This is a genomic window from Acidiphilium sp. PM, from assembly GCF_000219295.1.
Classification (GTDB): Bacteria; Pseudomonadota; Alphaproteobacteria; order Acetobacterales; family Acetobacteraceae; genus Acidiphilium; species Acidiphilium multivorum.
In genome coordinates, this window is the sequence record NZ_AFPR01000376.1 from 1 (window position 1) to 537 (window position 537).

Here is a 537-nt window from a genome sequence, read left to right on the forward strand (position 1 = left end):
CATCTGCCGCACATCCTGCTGGCGACCAGCGTCGCCGAGAGCTTCGCCGAAGGCATCGCCGATGCCGCCTTCATCACCTATCTCTCCGGCCTCTGCACCAAGGCCTACACCGCGACGCAATACGCCCTGCTCTCCTCGGTCGCAGCCCTCGCCCTGCGCACGATCGGCGGCTTCTCCGGCGTCCTCGCCCATGCGATGGGCTGGCTGCCCTTCTACGAATTCACCGTGATCTCGGCGCTGCCGGCGATGGCGGTGATGCTCTACATCCTGCGCCGCTATCCGCCCGCGCCGGCCGCCCTCGCCGCGGAATGAGCCGCGGCGGTCAGCCCGCCGCCGCCTCCAGCGCCGCCTCGGCCTCCAGCCAGGCCGCCTCCTTGACCTCGATCTCGCCGGCGATGGCGGCGAGGCGGATATTGATCGCCGAAATCTCCTCCGGCTTCGCCCGCGCATAGAAACCGGCATCGGCCAGCTTCGCCATCAGCGTCCGCTTCTCCGCCTCGAGCCGGCCGATTGCCGCCTCGGCGTCGCGCGCGGCCT

The 537-nt window shown here is 70.4% G+C and carries 2 pseudogenes; one reads left to right on the forward strand and one right to left on the reverse strand.

Annotation, left to right across the window (positions count from 1 at the left end):
• Nucleotides 1-312: pseudogene (locus tag APM_RS12855) on the forward strand (MFS transporter); the annotation flags it as partial.
• Nucleotides 313-322: 10 nt separating this feature from the next.
• Here APM_RS12855 and APM_RS12860 read toward each other — a convergent pair.
• Nucleotides 323-537, reverse strand: a pseudogene (locus APM_RS12860) (ABC transporter ATP-binding protein); the annotation flags it as partial.